This window comes from Rhodopila sp. (genome assembly GCF_965277825.1).
Lineage (GTDB): Bacteria > Pseudomonadota > Alphaproteobacteria > Acetobacterales > Acetobacteraceae > Rhodopila.
Genome location: NZ_OZ255846.1, coordinates 1,573,819 through 1,590,801, shown reverse-complemented (window position 1 = coordinate 1,590,801; position 16,983 = coordinate 1,573,819). Strand labels below are relative to the sequence as shown.

Genomic DNA, 16,983 nt, shown 5'->3' with positions numbered 1-16,983 from the left:
GACCGTGAAGTCCCAGACCGCGATGTTCCGGACCGCAGACGGGCGAGCAAATCCGTTAGCGTTCGATGTGCCCATCGTGTTGTATCAGGCCTCCTACGCCTGAACCGCCAAACCTTGCGCTGACTTGTCTAAGTCGGATTCGTCCCGGCGCGCAACAGGGCGGTCCATCAGTACGGCACCCGCCTGCCCGTCCCGTGTCAGTTCCCGGTGGGTGATGAACACCCCCCAGGCGAGTAGTCTTGCCGGGTCGGCGGAACAGCTTTCGGCACGCGAGGTGAGATGATTCGCTAGTTTTTCAATCAGATGAACCGATCGATGACGGCCGCCTGTACACCCAATCGTGATAGTAGCGTATTTTTTTCCTTCTTGCACGAATCTCGGCAAGACGAGGTCCACAAGTTCGGTAATGCAGGCAAAAAACTTCGCGAAGTCACCATCGGCCTCGATGTAGGCGCCGACGTCCGCATCCAAACCCGTCTTGGATCGTAATATGGGATCGTAGTGCGGATTGCGCAGGAAGCGTGCGTCGAATACCAGATCTGCTTCGCGCGGCAGCCCCTTGGGATAGGCAAAGGAAATCAGCGACACCGCCAACTGGGCTGGATCGACTCCGGCGCCAAAATGCCGCTCGATCAAGCGGCGTAGGCTGGCGATCGGCAGACCCGAGGTGTCCACCACCAGATCGGCCCGCGCCCGCAGCGGTTCGGTCAGCGCAAGCTCCGCCGCGATGCCGTCGGCCACGACGCCGCGGGGCGCCAGCGGATGACGGCGTCGGGTCTCGGTAAAGCGCCGCAGCAGCGTCTTGTCGTCGGCCCAGGCATACACCAACTGGATGCGCCGCTCGGAATTGCTGCCGAGGCGGGCAATGCTGTCCAGCACATCCCCGGCGTCGAAGCCGCGGGTGCGCGCGTCGATGCCGACCGCCAACTGGTGCTCGCTTCTGGCGACCATTTCCTCCAGCATGGTCAGTGGCGGGTTGTCCACCGCCTCGTAGCCGACATCCTCCAGCGCGCGCAGGATCGAGGCCTTGCCGCCGCCGGACAGGCCGGTGACGATAACCACCGCCATCGCGCTCATGCCGCGTGACTCGGAAGACCGGCGATCACGCGGCAAACGCTCCGGCCACCTGGCTGACCCGGCCAAGCGCGCAGTCCAGCGCCAGGGTCAACTTGTCCGCGGCCGAGGCGGACGCGGCGTCGAGATGCAAGACGGGCACGCCGAACGCCGGGTGCGAGTTGGGCATCGGTAGCCGATCGCCGTGGCCATCGAGTTCGACCACCAGCGCCAGCCGGGCGTGCGCACGGTACGGCAGGCGCACGATCCCTAGCCCGCGCACCTCCAGCAAACCGGCCAACGCGCCGGGGCAGGACGCAACGCCGTCGGCGAGGTCCACCTGGTCGTCAGCCACCAATTCGAAACCGCGCGATATAAGCCGCAGCACAAGGTCGGATTTGCCGCATCCCGGCGGACCCAGTAGCAAAATCGCCTGGCCGTCGCGTGAGATACAGCTTCCGTGCAGACGCCGCTGATTACGCATAAGCCAGCACTCTGAACGCATCATGCGGCAAATGGAAGTGGCTTGCCGCGAATGTGCCCGTGTGCCAGCTTCGACACCATGCCCGATCGAGGATCGATCATCGCCGCGGCGGCGCGAATCGCCCCCTACATCCGGCACACACCGGTGCTGCGGGCCGATCTCGGCGGCGATGCGCCGGTCGATCTGAAGCTGGAACTGCTGCAGCACACCGGCAGCTTCAAGCCGCGCGGCGCGTTCAACCGGCTGCTTTCGACGTCGCCTGGGGGCGCCGGCGTGATCGCGGCGTCCGGCGGCAATCATGGGGCAGCGGTCGCCTACGCAGCGCGCAGCCTCGGGGTAAGGGCGGAGATCTTCGTCCCGGCAACCACCCCCGCAGCCAAGGTTGCGCGCATCGGCAGCTACGGCGCCACCGTCGTGCAGGGTGGCGACAGCTATGCCGACGCGCTGCAGGCTTCGCATCGCCGCCAGGCCGAGACCGGCGCGTTGGAGGTGCACGCCTATGATCATACCGACGTTTTGGCAGGGCAGGGGACGCTGGGGCGGGAGTTCGAGCAAGCCGTTCCGGACCTGACCCATATCCTGGTCGCGGCCGGCGGCGGTGGCCTGATCGGTGGCATCGCCGCCTGGTACCGCGGCAGCGTCTTGGTCATCAGTGTCGAGCCGGAGGGCTGCCCCGCCCTGCACCAGGCGTTGCGCGCGGGTCAGCCGGTGAACGCCCCAGCCGGCGGCCTGGCGGCGGACAGTCTTGGCGCCAGGCAGGTCGGCGCGCTGATGTTCCCGATCGCCCAGCGCTTCGTCAGCCAGACCGTGCTGGTTTCCGACTCGGCGATCCTGGCGGCGCAGCGCCTGCTGTGGGACCAGTTCCGTCTGATCGTCGAACCCGGCGGCGCGACCGCCGCCGCGGCACTGTTGTCCGGGCGGTTCCAACCGCCACCCGCCGCTAGGGTCGGGGTCGTGATCTGCGGCGCCAACACCGATCCGGCGAAGCTCGTCGATAGCGGTTCAAGCCTCCAATGTGTCGCGGCCCGGCCCCGGCCCCGTCCTGACCCGGGCCCGTCCTGACCCGGCATGGCCCTCTCATCGTTGCCGCCACCGCCAACGGCTCAGTAGCTGCTCTTCGCCGCTACCGCGAACGGCTCAGTAGCCGCGCGACCAGTCGATCACGTTGCGCATCGGCCGGCCGCTGAGCCAAGCCTGCAGGTTGTCACAGAACAGCTCGATGCCGCCATGCCGGTCCTGGTCGCTGGCGCCGGAAACGTGCGGCGTGATCAGCACCCGCGGATCGGCCCAAAGCCGCGCCATCGGCGGCCGCTCGAATTCACCGACATAGACATCGAGCGCCGCGCCGCGCAGGTGATTGCAACCCAGCGCGTCGGCGAGCGCCGCCTCGTCGATGATCTCGCCCCGCGCGACATTGACCAGAATAGCGCCGGGCTTCATCACGGCGAAACGATCCTGGTCGAACAGCCGGTCGGTCTCCGGTGTCCACTGGCAGCAGATCGCGACGACATCGCTTTCCGGCAGCAACCGATCGAGCTCGCCGGCGGCAGCGATTTCGCTGAACCCGGGCGGGGCCGCCTGTTCCGGGGCGGCATGGCGGCGGGTGCCGACCACGCGCATGCCCAGCGCGGCGCATAGCCGGCCGACCTGCTGGCCGATGCCGCCGGCGCCGACGACGCAGACGGTCTTGCCATCCAGCAGGATCGGCCGATACGACCTCGAATCGAACCGGCCCGCCTCTCTATCAACGGCGGCGCGGTTCAGGCCGTTGGCCAGATGCAGCGTCGCCGCCAGCGCGTATTGCGCGATCGCCAGCGAGCTGGCCGACCCGCGGGATGTGGTGACGATCACGTCGCTGCCCCACAAATCGCCGCGCAGCAGATTGCTTGCCCCGGCCGGGCGTTGATGGAACCATTTCAACCGCGGTGCCCGGGCCCGCAGATCGAGCGGGAACGGCCAGCCGCCGAGGATGATGTCGGCTTCGGCCAGCAGGCGGTCGCGATCCTCGCGGCTACCCTTACCGGTCGCGTCCGGCGCCAGATAGCGTTGCGCGGTGAAGTCCGGCCAGGTGGCGCGATATTCGCCGTCGAACCAGCCGCCGGCATCGGTCAGCCGCACCGACGCATCGACCGCCTCGATCCGGCTGCGCTGTTGGGTGCTGACCCGCATCAGGGTCAGGATGTTGAGCTCGGGCATCGGCCTCGCCTCTCGGTGCGTTGCGGTCAGGCGCCGCGGCGCCCTTGTGTTCGATATCAGGTCGGGCACTCTCGGCGCCGCCGTCAAGACCGCCCGCCAGGATTGCAGCCCACCAGGGGAGCCACCATGACCGAACCGCCCGTACTGCTATCGACCGACGCGCGCGGCGTCGCCACCGCCAGGCTGAACCGTCCCGCGGTCGGCAACGCCTACAACGCCGGCTTGCTCGACGCGCTGATCGGCGGCCTGACCGACCTCGCCGCCGACCCGGCGGTGCGCTGCCTGGTGATCCGCGGCGCCGGCAAGCACTTCCAGGCCGGCGCCGACATCAACTGGCTGGGCGAGGTCGCCGCCTATCCGCCGGCCGAGAACTACGCCGCCTCGATCGCCACCACCCGCGCCATGCAACTGCTGAACGAGTTCCCCAAACCCACCATCGCGCTGGTGCACGGCGCCTGCTTCGGCGGCGGCGTCGGCATCGTCTGCTGCGTCGATGTGGCCTTCGCCACCCCCGATGCGCAGTTCGGCATCACCGAAATCCGCGTCGGCGTCGCCCCGACCCCGATCTCCACCCACATGATCAACGCCATCGGACTGCGCCACACCCGCCGCTACGCGCTGACCGGGGAACGCTTCGACGCGCGCGAGGCCGAACGCATCGGCCTGATCCACGAAGTCGTCCCCGAGGCCGAGACCGAGGCCAAGCTCGCCCACCTGCTCGACGCAATCCTGCTCGGTGGACCGAATGCGATCGCCATGACCAAGCGCAGCTTCCTTGGCGCCAACGACCTGTTGCTGGATGAGCGCCAGATCGCCATGCTCGCGCACGAAGGCTGGACCCAGCGCCATTCGCCGGAAGGCCGCGAAGGCACCAGCGCATTCCGCGAAAAGCGGAAACCGTCCTGGTATCCGACTGCTCACCCCCCAGCCACTCACTCCAAAGTGTAGTCCTTCCAGGTCGGGCCGGTCTATCTGCAACCCATGCCAGATACCCAACCGACGGCCCCGGCCGGAACCCCAGCGGCGGCCCCAGCGGCGGCCCCACCGGCGGCCCCACCGGCGGCCGAAGTCATCCACGCCCCGCCGCGTCGCGCGCCCAAGCCGCCCGGCCCCTGCGCCATGGTCATCTTCGGCGCCGGCGGCGACCTCACCAAGCGGTTGCTGGTCCCGGCACTCTACAACCTGGCCACCACCGGCCTGCTGCCCGAACGGTTCGAGTTGATCGGCGTCGATCTCGCCGACCTCGATGCCGGCAAATGGCGCGACAGCCTGCACAACATGATGCAGAGCTTCGTCGGCAAGGCCGCCAGTGAAAGCCGCATCGACAAGGTGGACGAGGCCACCTGGCAGCGCCTGACCGGGCGCATTGCCTATATTCGCGGCGACCTGACCGACGAGGCCACCTACCGGAAACTGAAGCAGCAGCTTGACCGCTCGTCCGACACCGGCGGAAACTGCCTGTTCTACCTGGCGATCGCCGACCGCTTCTTCGGTCCGGTCGTCACCCACCTCGGCAACGCCGGATTATTCGAGGAGAACTGGGACCAGGACGGCAAGACCTCGGAACGCTGGCGCCGAGTGGTGATCGAGAAGCCGTTCGGCCACGACCAGGCCTCCGCCCGGTCGCTGAACACCAGCGTCCTGCGCTGCGCCGAGGAGCACCAGATCTACCGGATCGATCATTTCCTGGGCAAGGAGACGGTGCAGAACATCATGGCGCTGCGCTTCGCCAATGGCATGTTCGAACCGCTGTGGAACCGCGACCGGATCGACCACGTGCAGATCACGGTGGCCGAAACCGTCGGGGTGGAAACCCGCGGCGGATTCTACGAGAAGACCGGCGCGCTGCGCGACATGATCCCCAACCATGTCTTCCAGTTGCTGGCGATGGTGGCAATGGAACCGCCCGGCGGGTTCGACGCCAATGCGGTGCGCAGCCGCAAGGAAGACGTGTTCGCGGCGTTGCGCACGGTGGCGCCGGAAGATGCGGTGCGCGGCCAGTATGGTCCCGGCCCCGGCGGCGTTGCCGGCTACCGACAGGAACACGATGTGGCGCCGGATTCCGCTACCGAAACCTATGTCGCGGTGCAACTGGCGATCGACAACTGGCGCTGGGCCGGGGTGCCGTTCTATCTGCGCACCGGCAAGCACATGTCCCGGCGCATGTCGGAAATCGCCATCCGCTTTAAGCCGGCGCCGTACGCACCGTTCGAGGCAACCGACGTCGCCTCGATACCATGCAATTGGCTGTTGCTGAAAATCCAGCCGGACGAGGGCATCGCGTTGCAGTTCGAGGTGAAGCGGCCCGGTCCGGTGGTTGACCTTGCCGCGGTGAGGATGGCGTTCAGCTATGCCGACTGGTTCCCAAGGGAGCCGAACATTGGCTACGAGACTCTTATCTATGATGTCATGACAGGAGACCAGACCCTGTTCAACCGCGCCGACATGGTTGAGGAGACCTGGCGGGTGGTCGGTGACGTGCTGGACAACTGGTCAAGCCAACCGCCGGCAAACTTTCCGAACTACGCGTCCGGCAGCGACGGTCCAGCCGACGCCTTGTTACAGCGCACTGGCAGAGTGTGGCGACCCGTCGAGGACAAAGGCATCTCTGCCTGAGCTCGGACGTATCCCGGCAATCCGCGCACGATCCTTTCGTGCTCGGATAGCCAGGCTAGAAAGTCGAAGCGGATACGCTAGCCGAGGACTCGAACCCTAGGACTGGCGCGCCCGCACAATCGCTTCATCGAACGCCGAGATAACCTGACGATGACTGGAGTTATCGTTCATGCTCTCGATGTCGTTGAAGCCTCGGCTCATGGCAACCGACAGCAGGATGGTATTGGCTCCGGGCTGCGGTCCGTGCAGGTTCATGAGTCTGGCGGCGCCGCGCAATGCTCCAACCGCGCAGCGGCGGCCGTCGCGGGTTTCATAGCGCCGCTGAACCCAATCCTTGCGGTCCTCGATCAGTGCCCGGCCAATTGTCAAGACCTGAAGTGTCACGGCATCCGGCTGACCGGGGGGGATCGGCTGGAACGCGTGCAGGGGGATTGACTTCGTGACCGGAGGTGCGCCTAGGGCAAATTGAATCAGGCGCGTCCAAAGCGGGGATTTTGTAGTGGTCGTGGTAGTCGTCGTCGAAACATAACCAAGTCCATCAAACGGCATGGATGCCTCCCCTCGTTGCCGGGTGCATCATATTAAGCACGACTCATGGCGGTATGTTCACACCGCACGATAATTTGGCTGAAAACCATGACGGTGCCGGCCCTGTGCCGATGTCGAACCGTCGGCACCCGCCGGCACTCCGGTTCAGCAACCGCCGCGGCTGTGGCAAACGCCGCGATACAGTCCAGTTCGGATCGTCTAACCCGTTGTTTGGAATGAAGATTCGCGATTCTACCCCGTCTGCCTAGTGTCGCCCTCGTCAAGTTCTGCCTGGCCCCGGCAATGACGGTCGTTTGTCGCGCTCCGGCAACCCGTTGAGCCCCCGGGCCGCCGGCGCCTTGTCATCCGAAAGCTAAACCTTTGGTAACCTTACGATGAACCGGGCCCCCAGCACCCGGCCGACTTCGTCGCGCCGGTTTTCCACCGAAATCTGGCCGTGCAGTGCCTCGACGATCTGCCGGCTGATCGACAGCCCTAGGCCGGAGTGCTGGCCGAAGCACTCGCCCTTCGGCCGCTCCGAGTAGAAACGATCGAAAATGTGCTCCAGGTTGGCGTCGGGAATCCCGGGACCGTCGTCGTCGACGCACAGTTCCGTCATGTCGCCGACCTCGCGAACCCGCACCACGATGCGCCCACGCGGCGGACTGAACGATTGGGCGTTGCCGATCAGATTGCGCAACACCTGCACCAACCGATCCTCCACCGCCCAGACCTTGGCCCCGTTGGGCGGTGCCACGATCTCCAGCTTCGGGTCGTTGTCCTGATCGCGGGTCGCCTCATCCAGTTCCAGCAAGGTATGCAGGATCGGCACCACATCGACCGGCGCGACGGTCACCCGCGACAGTTCCGCATCCAGCCGCGAGGCGTCCGACACCTCGCTGATCAGCCGGTCGAGCCGCACCACGTCCTGCGCGATGATGGTCAGCAGTTGCCGCTGCCGGCTTGGGTCCTCGATCCGGCGCAGGGTCTCGATCGCGCTGCGGATCGACGACAGCGGATTCTTGATCTCGTGCGCGACATCGGCGGCGAAGCGTTCGGTGGCATCCATCCGCTCCCACAGCGCGGCGGACGACGCCGACAGCGCCGAGGCCAGCGCGCCGACCTCGTCACGCCGGCGCAGCAGCGACGGCGGCACGCTGCCCGACCGCCCAAGCCCCTCGCGCATGTCGGACGCCGCCTCCGCCAGGCGCAGGATCGGGCGCGCGATGGTCAGCGACAGGTACCATGACAGCAGTACCGTCAGCCCCAGCGCCAGGCCGAACAGCGCCAGGATCGACATCCGGACGGTGAACAGGCTTTCGTCCACCTCGCGCGCCTCCCGCGTCAGCGAGATGATGCCGACCGTATGCTTGTCCCGCTCGACCGGCACCGCGACGGTGACCAGCAGGCGATTGTCCTTGGTGCGGCGGATGTAGGGCGCGGTCTCGTTGCTGTTGCCGGCGCTGTTGAGCCGCAATTCCTCCTTCACGTTCGGCTGCCAGTCGGGTCCACCGGCCGAGGGCGTGGTATCCACCAGCGTCGTCGGCGCGGTATGCGGCAAAAGCCCCAGCACCCGGTCATAGACCCAGCCGATGATCCGCAGTACCGCCCCGTGATCCAGCGGTGGCGGCAGCGGTTCGGTGCTCATGGTGCCATCCGGGCCTTCCCGCTGTCGCGAGTCTGCCAGCACCGCGCCATCCGGCGCATACAGCCGCGCCTGGGCGTCCGGCGTCGGCTCGGTCAGCCGACGCAGCAGCGAACCGGCGACTTCCGGCACCAGTTTGGGATTGTCCGGGTCGGTGGTGCGCACCGCGCTTTCGCCCAGCGCGCCGGCGAACACCCGAGCCTGCTCCCGCAACGCGGTGACCTGCGCCTCCAGCAGCCCGTTCTGGTATTGGTCCAGGTACAGCAGCGCCACCACAAGCAGCGCCAGCGGCAGCGCATTGACCAGCAGGATGCGGCGCAGCAGCGGCGACACCCAGCGCTGGCGGAACCGCCTTGCCGGAGCGGCCGCCCGGGTCAGCCCGGAAAGAAGGCTGCCGTCGGGCAATCACTGCTCCTTGTAGCGATAACCGATGCCGTACAGCGTTTCGATGTGGTTGAACTCCTCGGTCCCGGTGCGGAACTTCTTGCGGATGCGCTTGACATGGCTGTCGATGGTGCGGTCGTCGACGTAGATGTTCTCGCCATAGGCCGCGTCGATCAGTTGGTCGCGGCTCTTGACCATGCCGGGACGGGCGGCGAGCGCCTTCACCAGCAGGAATTCGGTCACTGTCAACTGGATATCGTGGCCACGCCAGGTGCATTGATGCTTGGTCTCATCCAGCACCAGGTCGCCCCGCGTCATCACCCCGCTGGGCGCGGCGCCCGATCCCTCGGCCTTGCCCGCCTCGTTGCGGCGCAGCAGCGCGCGGATCCGCTCCAGCAGCAGGCGCTGGCTGAACGGCTTGGTGATGTAGTCGTCAGCGCCGAGCCGCAGACCCATCAGTTCATCGACCTCCTCGTCCTTCGAGGTGAGGAAAATGACCGGCATCGAACTGCGCTGACGCAGCCGCTGCAGCAACTCCATCCCATCCATGCGCGGCATCTTGATATCGAGCACCGCGAGGTCCACCGGGCGTGCGCTGAGGCCCTGCAGCGCGCTTTCGCCGTCGGTGAAGGTGCGGACGGTGAAACCTTCCTGCTCCAGCGTCATCGACACGCTGGTCAGGATGTTGCGGTCGTCATCGACCAGGGCGATGGTCTGCTTCATCGTGTGTTCCTCGATCGTGTGTTGGCCCGACCGTGTACCTCGGGGACGTCCCCAATCGCCGATCGTGTTTACCAGGCTGGGGGTTGGGGATGTCCGCCGTGATAGCACGTTATGGCAGGCGATTGTGGCGGATTACGGACGGGGGTTGGACAAAGCATGGCATCTGAACCGGTTGATGAGACCCCGCCCAGCCCGCCCGCAAGCAGCCCGCCCGCAAGCAGCCCGCCCGCAAGCAGCCCGCCCGCAAGCAGGCCGGCTGCACCGCCGGCGCCGGATCAGGCGGGACAGTCGCCCGCCTGGCAGGCACGCTGTCTGCTACGCGCGGCGCGGTGCGGGACATTGGCGACGACCGCCAAGGGCCAGCCGTTCGCCTCGCTGGCAACGCCGGCCTGCATGCCGGATGGGTCGCTACTGCTGCTGCTATCGCGGTTGTCGGAGCACACCCGCCACCTGATCGCCGACTCGCGATGCTCTGTCATGGTTAGCGGGCCGGCACCGACCGCCAACCCGCAGACCACGCCGCGCGTCAGCATCACCGGCGTGGCCGAAATGGTGGACGATCCGCCACTGAAGGCACGCTATCTGGCGGTGCATCCGTACGCGTCGCTGTATGCCGATTTCACCGATTTCGCCACTTGGCGGATCAAGCCGGCGGCGGCTAGCCTGGTCGGCGGGTTCGCCAGGGCGTTCCGGCTGAAAGCGGCGGATCTCGCCCCGGACGCCGAAGCGGTCGCCGCCATTCTCGCCTCCGAATCCGGCATTCTGTCGCACTGCAACCGCGACCACCCCGCCGCGCTGGCCGCCATCGCCGGCGAGGCGGGCGACTGGCGGATGGTCACCGCCGACGTGGACGGGTTCGATTTGGCGCTGGCCGAGCGTGTGATCCGGATCGCCTGGACCCAGCCGGTCAAGGACGCTGCCGATGTGCGACGCGAATTGGTCGGAATGACGCAGCAGCGGCGGGGCGTGTAAACAGTCGCCGGCCGATTTCACGGGTCGTCCTCGGTCCCCATCGCCGAGAGCACCGCGAACTGCTGGGTCGCGGTGATCCTCGTCCCGGGAAAGCCGCCCAGCCGCAGCAGATTGACCCCGCGGAGTTCGGCACCTGTCAGATCCGCGCGGTCCAGCCTGGCGCCGTCCAGTCCGGTCTGGAACAGGTCGCAATCGCGCAAGTCGGCGTCCCTCGTTGCGCCGCACTGTTTGATGGGCGCAAGGAGCGGAAAGCCCGCTTACCGAAACCACACGACGCTGATACACTATAGGTGTATATTTTCACCACATCCTGTGTGTAACGAGAGAAATGCGAACCAACATCGAAATCGACGACAGGCTGATGGCCGATACGATCCGTGCCACTGGCGCCACGACAAAAAGGGCGGTGGTGGAGCAAGGTCTGCAAGTATTGGTGCGCCTCGCCGCCCAAAGACGGGCTGTCGAGGATATATTGGGGTTGGGCTGGGACGTCGATCTGGACGCCAACCGGGCAAGTCGCGACCAGTGATCGTGGTCGACAGTTCGGTGTGGATCGCCGCCTTGCGCAATCAACCAACGCCCGCCGCGATGCGACTGCTCGACTTGTCGTTGCACGAACCTCTGCTGGTCGGCGACCTGGTCATGGCCAAGGTGCCCGAGGGAGCCCGTGACGAACCGCATGCCGCCCGCATCGAACGCAACCTGCGGCAGCATGTCGTGCGGTCGATCGTCTCGCCCGATATTGCCGTTAATGCGGCGCGCAACTTCCGCATGATGCGCGCGAGAGGCTTTACGGTGCGCAAAGCCATCGATCTGTTGATCGGCACCTTCTGCATCGAGCACGGCCACAGGCTGCTGCATGATGATCGGGACTACGAGCCGATGGAAAGCCAGCTAGGCCTGATGGTTGTTCGCTAAGCCAGGTTGACCTTCCGGGTCAAAGCCGTAATCGCGACCCCGCGGCTTCGCCACCTGCCCGAAAGCTCACCGCCCAACGAACCGCGTGGCCGCCAGAGCGGTCCGTGCCGCGGCCTGTCCGCTGATCCAAGCGCCCCCCAACGTCCCGGCAAGCCCGACATGGCAAGCCTCACCGGCAAACATCAGGTGGCCATCCGAAACCGCTTCGCCCAAAGCGTCACGCGCCAATGCCGCCCCCGGAACCGCATAGCAATAAGCCCCGCGCACCCAAGGATCGGCATCCCAATGCGTCACCAGCGTCGCCCCTCCGGCGAACAGCCGGTCCACCCGGCCACCGAATGCCTGCCGCAGATAGCCGAGCGCGAAATCGACCGCCGCCGGCTCGCCTTGCCTCGCCAGGTCCCAGGCGGTCGACCCGCCGATCCAGCCCTGCACGTAGTCGCGCCCGAACGGCCAGCACTGGAACGGCATCAGCGGGTCGCCGACGCGCGTCAGGATCCGATCCACAAAACAATGCCCCGGCAGATCCAGCCGGTCGCCCCCGGCGGCACGCAGAACCACCTTCACCACCAATCCCATCGGCAATTGATGCACCGCCTCGCTCACCTGGGCCGGCAGGATCGGGTCGAACCGCAGCGTTTCCGACGCCAGCACCCCGGTTGAGACGGTGACGATACAAGCCCCGCCGGTGATCGACCCGCGCGCGGTTTCGACCGTCACCTGGCCGCCCGGATTGCCCCAGCGAACCCGCGTCGCCGGGGTGTTCAACCTGATGTCGAGTCCTTGCGTCAGCCGCCGCCGCACGAACGCGCCGATCCCACCGTCCGGCACCAGGTTGCTGCCGGCCAGGGCATTGCGTCGCCAGTCCCGGGCACTGAACCGATCGGCATCGACGGCGCAGATCACCGAACCTTCCCAGGCCTCGATCGTCGCCGCCCATGGATCGTCAGGCAGACGCCGGGCGACCTCGGCTAGCGACACATCGTCCCGCTCCGCCAGGATGGCGTCAGCCGCCGCGAAATAGCGCGGTTCGGCGTCGGAATACGCCGCCAGTTCGGCTTCGGTGGCCAGGCGGTCGCCGATAAACGTGCGCTCCTGGCGGATCGTGTCCGAGCGCAACAGCCGGTCACCGGCAGCCTGCGCGATCGGCACCAGCGGATTATGCTCGGCGTTGTGCAGCCACACCGCACCCATGTCGAACCAGGCGCCGTCCAACGCCGCCGGATGATCGGTCCAGGCGCGTCCGCCCGTTCGGCCCGACGCCTCCAGCACGACGGCACTCGCACCGGCATCGCGCACCGCAGCCGCCGCACCCAGCCCGGCCAGACCGGCCCCGATGATCACAACGTCGGTTTCGGGCACTCGATACTCCTTCGTGTCAGTCGCAGCCAGGTTACGGCATTCACCGGCGGAAGTCGCGGGCAGCAGGGAACCGGCAGCGGGAATGCCATTGCGGCGAGGCGAACGGGGCGATCATGAACGGCACCGCACCACGGTCACGGCCAAATCAGCTTTGCTGTCAACACGTTAGCAGGTGACCATGGATCGGGTCGAAGATCGGCAAAATTTGACCAGTTTGGCTAATTTTATGTTAAATTTCATATACTTCGAAAGTTCAAGGATTGGCATGAGCCACTTCGATGAAACCCCAGCCCAGATCGAACCTTGCCAGCTAGACGACGCAAGCATCGAAATACTCGACCTGGCTGCGTCGCTTTCAGCCGCCACCAGCAGGTTGGGGACGCGTCTGCATCCGCGTTCAGCGGCCGGACTGGCAGAGTCGGTGCGGGTGATGAACCGCTACTTGACGGTCGCGAACCGGCTCCGAAACGAGGACTGGCGGTTGAAACCGATGGGCCGGCAAACCACGACCGCGGCCATCAGGCAACCACCCGCGCCACCTCCCGCGGCGATTTCAGCACCAGGGCGTCGTAATCCTTCATCAACGTCTCGGTGATCGCTCCCGGCGTGAACCGATGCGCACCAATCTCACGCACCGCCGTGACCTCGGCCGCGGTGCCCGCCAGGAACACTTCCGTCGCCCGACCCAGTTCGTCCGCCGCGATCTGCCGCTCCACCACCTTGATCTGCTTATGCCGCGCCAGGCTGATCACCGTGCGCCGGGTGATCCCGTTCAGGAAACAGTCGGGGTCGGGCGTGTGCAGCTCGCCATCGATGACGAAAAAAATGTTCGCCCCGGTCGTCTCCGCCACCAGGCCACGCCAGTCCAGCATCAGGGCATCGGCAAACCCCTGCTGCTCCGCCTTCACCTTGGCCAGCGATGCGATCATGTAGAGCCCCGACGCCTTGGCGTGCACCGGCGCGGTCTCCAGCGGAGGCCGCCGCCACTCCGCCTCGGCGACGCGAATGCCCTGCATGCGTTCGGCACCGAAATAGCTCGGCCAAGGCCAGGCGCCGATCGCCAGATGCACCGACGTGCCGGTCGCCGACACCGCCAACTGCTCCGACCCGCGCCAGGCGATCGGGCGCACATAGCCGTCGGTCAGGTTGTTGGCCTGCAGCACCGCGGCACAGGCGGCATCGATCGCCTCGGTCGACCAGGGAATCTCGAAGCTCAGGATACGGCCCGAGTTGATCAGGCGTTCGGTGTGGTCACGCAGCCGAAAAATATTCCCGGCATAGGCCCGCTCGCCTTCGAACACCGCGCTGGCATAGTGCAGGCCATGCGATAAAACATGCAGCCGGGCGTCCCGCCAGGGCACCAATGAACCGTCCAACCAGATCCAGCCGTCGCGATCGTCGAAAGGAAGCAACGTCATGGCCGCCGTCTCCGTAACTTTGTTGCTTGCAGTGCCCGCGTTTTATAACGAAGAGCGAAATTAAGTCAACATCACTGACCTATTCGCAATCGGATGTCAGCCATGCTCAAAGCCAAATCTCGCGAGTCCCGGTTCGTCACCCCACCCAAGTTGCCGCCGCCGACCCAGCTTGTCGATGTCGGCGACGCCGAAATGCGTCTGGCGCAGGATCTGCTGTTCTTCGCCTACCGCGATTTCACCAATGTCGCCGACAAGGTGCTGGAGGAACTGGGTTTCGGTCGGGCGCACCACCGCGCGCTGCACTTCATCGGCCGCAATCCCGGGATCACCGTTTCCGACCTGCTGGCGATCCTGCGCATCACCAAACAATCGCTCGCCCGCGTGCTGAACGCCCTGGTCGACCAGGGCTATGTCGGCCAGGCGCCAGGGTTCGAGGATCGCCGGCTGCGCCTTTTGACCCTGACAGAAACAGGCCAGGCGCTGGAGCAACGCCTGTTCGAGGCCCAGCGCCAGCGCATCGCCCAGGCCTATCGCGCTGCCGGGCCGCCGGCTGTGCAAGGCTTTCGCACCCTGATGCGCGCCATGATGGACCAGGGCGCGCGGGCCTATGTGGACGGCACCGGTCCGGCCGAGGATGCCTGACGTCATGTCCGAGGACTGCCATATCCTGGTGGTGGAAGATGATCCGCGGCTGCGCGAACGCCTGGCACGCTACCTCACCAATGAAGGCTTCCGGGTCACCGCCGCCGCCGACGCCGCCGAGGCGCGCACCCAGTTACGCGCGATCAATCCCGACCTGATGGTGCTGGACGTGATGATGCCCGGCGAAAGCGGCCTCGATCTGACCCAGTCGCTGCGCCGCGAACAGCCGCACGATCTGCCGATCCTGCTGTTGACCGCGCGCGGCGCACCGGAGGATCGCATCGCCGGTTTCGAGGCCGGCGCCGACGACTACCTCGGCAAACCGTTCGAGCCGCGTGAACTGGTGCTGCGCATCCGCGCCCTGTTGCGCCGCGCGCCGCCGCCGCCAGCCGCCGAGGCGTCCGCCGGGCCGGTGCGCATCGGTGAGGCGGAATTCGATGTCGCGCGCGGCGAACTGCGCGACGCTACCGGGCCGATCCGCCTGACCGGCGGCGAAGCCGCGCTGCTGACCGCGCTGGCGCGCAAGGCCAACGAGGTGCTGTCGCGCGAAGAGATCGCCGAGGCGCTCGGCATGGACGACTCAGGTGAACGCGCGATCGACGTCCAGGTCGTCCGGCTGCGCCGCAAGATCGAGGCCGACCCGCGTGAGCCGCGCTTTCTGCACACCGTGCGCGGCCGCGGCTACATCCTGAAGCCCGGTAGCTGACATGCGCGCCCGGCTGCCGCTGCCGTTCGCCGCGCAATTGAAGCACCTGATGCCGCGCAGCCTGCTCGGGCGGACCCTGCTGATCATGCTGGTGCCGCTGGTGGTGGTGCAGGCGATCGCGCTGCAGATTTTCTACGGCAGCCATCTCAATCTGGTCTCGCGCCGGCTGTCCGGCGCCATCGCCGGGGAAATCTCCTACACCGTCGATATCGTGCAGCGGCTCAAGGACCCGGCGGAACGCGAATGGGCGTTGCAACTGGCACGCAACGAGTTCGTGCTCGACATCAAGCTGGAGCCCGGCGCGAAACTGCAGCCGCAGAAACGGGTCAACATCCTGGGTCCCGAAGATGATGATCTCGCCGCGGCGCTGACCGAGCGGTTTCGCGTGCCGTTCACCATGGACTGGACCTCCGATCCGCAATCCGTGCTGATCCAGCTGCAACTGGCCGACGGCGTGCTGGACGTGAAGGCGCCGCGCAAGCGGCTAGCCACTGGCACCATCTTTCTGTTTGTCGGCTGGCTGGTCGGTTCGGCGCTTCTGCTGTTCGCCATCGCCGCCATGTTCATGCGCAACCAGGTGCGCGCCATCCGCCGCCTGGCGCGGTCGGCCGAGGCATTCGGCATGGGCCGCGACGTGCCGCCGATCCGCCCCGAGGGCGCCTCGGAGGTGCGCCAGGCCGCCACCGCATTCAATCGCATGCAGGACCGCATCCGCCGCTTCCTGGCGCAACGGACCGAGATGCTGGCCGGGGTTTCGCACGACCTGCGCACGCCGCTGACCCGGCTGCGGCTGGCGCTGGCCATGCTGCCGCGCACCGAGGACCTGCGCGACGACATCACCGAAATGACCGCCGACGTGGAGGAAATGGAACGCATGATCGGCGGCTACCTGGCGTTCGCCCGCGGCGAGGGCATCGAGCAGGCGGAATCGGTCAATCTAGCGCTGATCCTCGACGAGGTTGCCGCCGGCGCGCGACGCGCCGGGACCGAACTCGAGGTCGAAGTGCCGCCCGAGTTGACCCTGAAGCTGCGCGCCGACGCGGTGCGGCGAGCCATCACCAACCTGGTCGACAATGCCCGCCGCCACGCCCGCCACGTGGTGCTGGCCGCCGCGGCGCAAGGGCGGTCCGTCCAGGTCACGGTCGATGACGACGGGCCCGGTATCCCGGCCGACAAACGAGAGAGCGTGTTCCGCCCGTTCGAGAGCGGGTCGTCCGGCGGCACCGGCCTTGGCCTGACCATCGCGCGCGATATCGTGCGCGCCCATGGCGGCGAAATCGTGCTGGAGGACAGCCCGATGGGCGGCCTGCGTGCGCGCATCCGGCTGCCGGTCTGA

Annotated in this window: 18 protein-coding genes; 9 read left to right on the top strand and 9 right to left on the bottom strand. The window is 66.6% G+C overall.

What is annotated here, in order from left to right; genetic code table 11:
• Window positions 1–93 precede the first annotated feature (93 nt).
• Both rapZ and ACQY4T_RS08035 read right to left on the bottom strand, forming a co-directional pair.
• The gene (gene rapZ, locus ACQY4T_RS08040; protein WP_428539867.1) at window positions 94–1,077 is read right to left on the bottom strand and encodes an RNase adapter RapZ; all 984 of its coding nucleotides are present in this window, start codon (window positions 1,075–1,077) and stop codon (window positions 94–96) included.
• Between the two features lie 25 nt (window positions 1,078–1,102).
• Complete coding sequence (locus tag ACQY4T_RS08035) at window positions 1,103–1,537, bottom strand: HPr kinase/phosphorylase (protein ID WP_428539865.1); 435 nt, start codon at window positions 1,535–1,537, stop codon at window positions 1,103–1,105.
• A gap of 51 nt (window positions 1,538–1,588) precedes the next feature.
• Between ACQY4T_RS08035 and ACQY4T_RS08030 the strand changes: the two genes are divergently transcribed.
• Window positions 1,589–2,599 (top strand): threonine/serine dehydratase, encoded by a 1,011-nt coding sequence (locus tag ACQY4T_RS08030; protein WP_428542762.1) that lies wholly within the window; start codon window positions 1,589–1,591, stop codon window positions 2,597–2,599.
• Between the two features lie 75 nt (window positions 2,600–2,674).
• On the opposite strand, the gene ACQY4T_RS08025 is transcribed toward ACQY4T_RS08030, so the two are convergent.
• Window positions 2,675–3,733: a D-2-hydroxyacid dehydrogenase gene (locus ACQY4T_RS08025; protein WP_428539862.1), complete on the bottom strand. Its 1,059-nt coding sequence runs from the start codon at window positions 3,731–3,733 to the stop codon at window positions 2,675–2,677.
• A gap of 126 nt (window positions 3,734–3,859) precedes the next feature.
• Between ACQY4T_RS08025 and ACQY4T_RS08020 the strand changes: the two genes are divergently transcribed.
• Window positions 3,860–4,681 carry an enoyl-CoA hydratase-related protein gene (locus ACQY4T_RS08020; protein WP_428539860.1) on the top strand — a complete coding sequence of 274 codons (822 nt, stop codon included), beginning with the start codon at window positions 3,860–3,862 and terminating at the stop codon, window positions 4,679–4,681.
• A 33-nt stretch (window positions 4,682–4,714) separates the two neighbouring features.
• On the top strand, window positions 4,715–6,349 hold the full coding sequence (gene zwf, locus ACQY4T_RS08015) for a glucose-6-phosphate dehydrogenase (protein WP_428539857.1): 1,635 nt from the start codon (window positions 4,715–4,717) through the stop codon (window positions 6,347–6,349).
• 96 nt (window positions 6,350–6,445) lie between these two features.
• Here zwf and ACQY4T_RS08010 read toward each other — a convergent pair whose 3' ends face one another.
• The 3 genes from ACQY4T_RS08010 to ACQY4T_RS08000 all read right to left on the bottom strand — a co-directional run bounded on the left by ACQY4T_RS08010 (window position 6,446) and on the right by ACQY4T_RS08000 (window position 9,629).
• Window positions 6,446–6,898 (bottom strand): DUF6197 family protein, encoded by a 453-nt coding sequence (locus ACQY4T_RS08010; protein WP_428539854.1) that lies wholly within the window; start codon window positions 6,896–6,898, stop codon window positions 6,446–6,448.
• Between the two features lie 352 nt (window positions 6,899–7,250).
• A complete protein-coding gene (locus ACQY4T_RS08005; protein WP_428539851.1) occupies window positions 7,251–8,927 on the bottom strand; it encodes a stimulus-sensing domain-containing protein in 1,677 nt (558 codons plus the stop codon).
• Complete coding sequence (locus ACQY4T_RS08000; protein WP_428539848.1) at window positions 8,928–9,629, bottom strand: response regulator transcription factor; 702 nt, start codon at window positions 9,627–9,629, stop codon at window positions 8,928–8,930.
• Between the two features lie 111 nt (window positions 9,630–9,740).
• On the opposite strand from ACQY4T_RS08000, the gene ACQY4T_RS07995 reads away from it, so the two are divergent.
• Window positions 9,741–10,601, top strand: coding sequence for a HugZ family protein (locus tag ACQY4T_RS07995; RefSeq protein WP_428539845.1), 861 nt, complete (start codon window positions 9,741–9,743; stop codon window positions 10,599–10,601).
• 17 nt (window positions 10,602–10,618) lie between these two features.
• On the opposite strand, the gene ACQY4T_RS07990 is transcribed toward ACQY4T_RS07995, so the two are convergent.
• Window positions 10,619–10,801 carry a pentapeptide repeat-containing protein gene (locus ACQY4T_RS07990; RefSeq protein WP_428539842.1) on the bottom strand — a complete coding sequence of 61 codons (183 nt, stop codon included), beginning with the start codon at window positions 10,799–10,801 and terminating at the stop codon, window positions 10,619–10,621.
• Between the two features lie 128 nt (window positions 10,802–10,929).
• Between ACQY4T_RS07990 and ACQY4T_RS07985 the strand changes: the two genes are divergently transcribed.
• Complete coding sequence (locus tag ACQY4T_RS07985) at window positions 10,930–11,130, top strand: type II toxin-antitoxin system VapB family antitoxin (protein ID WP_428539839.1); 201 nt, start codon at window positions 10,930–10,932, stop codon at window positions 11,128–11,130.
• Window positions 11,127–11,519 (top strand): type II toxin-antitoxin system VapC family toxin, encoded by a 393-nt coding sequence (vapC, locus tag ACQY4T_RS07980; RefSeq protein WP_428539836.1) that lies wholly within the window; start codon window positions 11,127–11,129, stop codon window positions 11,517–11,519. Before ACQY4T_RS07985 ends, vapC begins: the two co-directional genes overlap by 4 nt.
• A gap of 66 nt (window positions 11,520–11,585) precedes the next feature.
• Here the strand turns inward: vapC and ACQY4T_RS07975 are convergent, their stop codons facing one another.
• Both ACQY4T_RS07975 and ACQY4T_RS07970 read right to left on the bottom strand, forming a co-directional pair.
• Window positions 11,586–12,881, bottom strand: a complete 1,296-nt coding sequence (locus tag ACQY4T_RS07975; protein WP_428539833.1) for a flavin monoamine oxidase family protein — start codon at window positions 12,879–12,881, stop codon at window positions 11,586–11,588.
• 518 nt (window positions 12,882–13,399) lie between these two features.
• Window positions 13,400–14,299 carry a branched-chain amino acid aminotransferase gene (locus ACQY4T_RS07970; protein ID WP_428539830.1) on the bottom strand — a complete coding sequence of 300 codons (900 nt, stop codon included), beginning with the start codon at window positions 14,297–14,299 and terminating at the stop codon, window positions 13,400–13,402.
• Window positions 14,300–14,401: 102 nt separating this feature from the next.
• Here ACQY4T_RS07970 and ACQY4T_RS07965 point away from each other — a divergent pair, with 102 nt between their 5' ends.
• Genes ACQY4T_RS07965 through ACQY4T_RS07955 form a run of 3 tightly spaced genes read left to right on the top strand, consistent with a single transcriptional unit; the run spans window position 14,402 to window position 16,983 of the window.
• The gene (locus ACQY4T_RS07965) at window positions 14,402–14,941 is read left to right on the top strand and encodes a MarR family winged helix-turn-helix transcriptional regulator (RefSeq protein ID WP_428539827.1); all 540 of its coding nucleotides are present in this window, start codon (window positions 14,402–14,404) and stop codon (window positions 14,939–14,941) included.
• A 4-nt stretch (window positions 14,942–14,945) separates the two neighbouring features.
• Window positions 14,946–15,647, top strand: coding sequence for a response regulator (locus ACQY4T_RS07960; protein ID WP_428539824.1), 702 nt, complete (start codon window positions 14,946–14,948; stop codon window positions 15,645–15,647).
• Between the two features lies 1 nt (window position 15,648).
• Complete coding sequence (locus tag ACQY4T_RS07955; RefSeq protein WP_428539821.1) at window positions 15,649–16,983, top strand: ATP-binding protein; 1,335 nt, start codon at window positions 15,649–15,651, stop codon at window positions 16,981–16,983.